Below are 2864 nucleotides of genomic sequence, written 5' to 3' on the forward strand. Positions count from 1 at the left end.
GGTGCAGCACCGTCGGCACCCAGAACGTCCGCCGTCCCGTCCGTCAGCACGTTGCCCGAGGCCTGCGCGCCTTCCGACACGCTGTTGGTGTTGGCATGCGCCGTCGGCACGTCATCGACGATGTCGATGACGATGGCCGCCGGGGCCGACGACGATGTGCCGTCCGAGACGGTGAGCGAGAAGCTGTCGGTCTCGGTGACTGCCGGAACGTCCGTCGTCGTGCTGGTCAGTGTGTACTGATAGGCCGCAACACCGGTTGCCGGGTTGTAGCCGGTGATCAGCAGCGTGCCGTGGTCGCCCTGGAAGGCCGAACCGTTGAGGCTGCCGATGGCAACCGTGACGCCGCCGATGGTGACGGTCTGCACGTCGTCGAGCCCGTCGGCGTCCGACACAGTGAAGGTGCCTGTCGCCACAGTGCTGCCGTCGCCGGCCGCCGAACCCGCCGCCAGACCCGCCTCATAGACCTGGTCATGCGCGCCGGCCGGGTTGCCCTGGTCAACGACGATCTGCGGCACGTCGTTGGTGCCGTTGATGGTGATGGTCAGCGTTGCCGTATCGGTGTCGCCGTCGGCATCCTTCATCGTGTAGTTGAAGGTCTCGGTCAGCGTCTGGCCGGCGTCCAGCGCCTGCACCGCCGGATCGGCATTGTTGAGCGTGTAGGTGTAGGTGCCGTCGGGATTGGCAACGAAGGTGCCGTGTGCGCCCGTCGTCGAGCCATCCCAGCTGACGAAGCTCGTCGGCGTGTCGGCGCCCGGCTGGTTGTTGGCATGAAGGTCGTTGGTCAGCACATTGCCGTTGACCGGCGAGAGCGCGTCTTCGCTGATGCTGTTGGTGTCGTTGACCGCATTAGGCACGTCGTCGACGATGTCGATGACGATGGCCGCCGGGACGGACGACAAGGTGCCGTCCGAGACAGTAAGCGAGAAGCTGTCGGTCTCGGTGACTGCCGGAACGTCCGTGGTCGTGCTGGTCAGTGTGTACTGATAGGTCGCAACGCCGGTTGCCGGGTTATAGCCGGTAATCAGCAGCGTGCCGTGGTCGCCCTGGAAGGCCGAACCGTTGAGGCTGCCGATGGCAACCGTGACGCCGCCGATGGTGACGGTCTGCACATCGTCGAGCCCGTCGGCGTCCGACACCGTGAAGGTGCCTGTTGCCACCGTGCTCCCGTCGCCGGCCGCCGAACCCGCCGCCAGACCTGCTTCATAGACCTGGTCATGCGCGCCAGCCGGGTTGCCTTGGTTGACGACGACCTGCGGCACGTCGTTGGTGCCGTTGATGGTGATCTCGACCGTTGTCGTCGAGGTATCGCCGTCGCCATCGGTCAGGGTGTAGGTGAACGTGTCCGTCAGATGCTGGCCGCTGGTCAGCGCCTGGACCGCCGCGGCGCCGTTGTTCAGCGTGTAGCTGTAGTGGCCGTCTGCATCGATCGTGATCGAACCGTAGCTGCCCGCCACGGCCGAACCGACATGGCCCGAGGCCGATGCAACCGTGCCTGCCTCGACGCCCGTTACCGTCGCCCCGTCCGCACCCCTAACGTCGGCAACGCCGTCCGTCACATTCGCGTCCGCGCCGCCGCTGGCCGTAATGACATTGCCGTCCGCGACCGTCGCGCCGTCTTCCGTCACGCTGTCCGTATCGGCAACCGCCGTCGGCGCGTCGTCGACGATGGCGACGGCAAAGGTCGTGCTGGCCGAATCGCCGTCAACATCCGTGACAGTGATGCTGAAATTGTCCGGGACGGTATCGTTGCTGGGATCATAGCCGGCTGTCTGATCGGTATGAATGACCGATTCGGTGACCGTGTAATTGTATTCGATGGCACCGGTGCTCGGATTGAAGGAGACGATCGTCAGATAGCCATACTCCCCCGGGATTTGCTGGTTGACGCTAGTGACGGTGACGCCATTGATGACGATCGACCCAATTCCATCAGGCGCGTCGATGCTGATCGTTCCAGTGCTGGACGTTTCATTGTCGGTCAGCGCTTCGCTGCCCGGAGATTGCGCCCCACCGCCGTCAAGACCGGCTTCACTGGCCGCTTCGGTCGGGGCAAGCAAGGACGTGGCCGTCACTGAAACCTGCCTGTCGACGATGGACGGGAACAATTCGCGCCGCTCCAGGAGTCCGAACTGCAAGGCAGTCGGCGGCAGCAGCGCCGACAGGTCGAACCCATCGCCGATGCCGCCGGGGGGAACCGAGAAATCTCCGCCCGCGCTTGAATTCGAACCGCCCGGACCGGCCGACATGGAACCGTCGGCGCCGAAGGCGACATCGACATGGCTGGCTTCAAGCGCCGCCAGCAGCGCGACGCGCGGCACCTCGACGTCGCCAATGATGAAGGTCGGCACGTTCAGGGCGCCGTCCTTGATCACGATCACCGAGCCGTCGGCCTGTTCGAGCAGAAGGTTTTGTCCGTCGACCTTGATGTTGTCGATGGAGGCGTTGGCCGGAAGCCTCACCACATGGCTGGCGTCGGCTACATATTCGTGCGGCGCAGCTGCCGGCGGCGCCTTTGCTTCCGCGGGCGCTTCTGGCTTGACAGGCGCTCCGCCGCCGACATCGACCGGCACCGGTTCGGACGCTGCCGGCGCGGCCTGCTGCGTCGAATCCGCTTGCGCGACCCGCATCTCTGCCGGCGATGCCTGATCGCCGTGTTCATTGGACGCGGAATGCTCGTTCAAGGAAGCCGAAAAGCTGTCCAACTCGATATTGTTCGTCATGGCTGAAACCCCTCCGATATTTACCGGATAGAGACAGCGGCCACTTCTACTTTGCAACTGCCCCCCAATCTATTTCATATACAATGATATGCATTGCCCGCCATTTTTTACACGTGGTAAACCGCGACAATATAACCTGATATA

At 63.9% G+C, this 2864-nt stretch carries 1 protein-coding gene; it reads right to left on the reverse strand.

The window, feature by feature from the left end; all coding sequences use genetic code 11:
* A partial coding sequence (locus EOD15_RS03345; protein ID WP_210212186.1) for a VCBS domain-containing protein occupies positions 1 to 2720 on the reverse strand: 2720 nt, incomplete at its 3' end.
* Positions 2721 to 2864: the final 144 nt, after the last annotated feature.

Origin of the sequence: Mesorhizobium sp. M7A.T.Ca.US.000.02.2.1 (assembly GCF_003996995.1) — a bacterium.
Classification (GTDB): domain Bacteria; phylum Pseudomonadota; class Alphaproteobacteria; order Rhizobiales; family Rhizobiaceae; genus Mesorhizobium.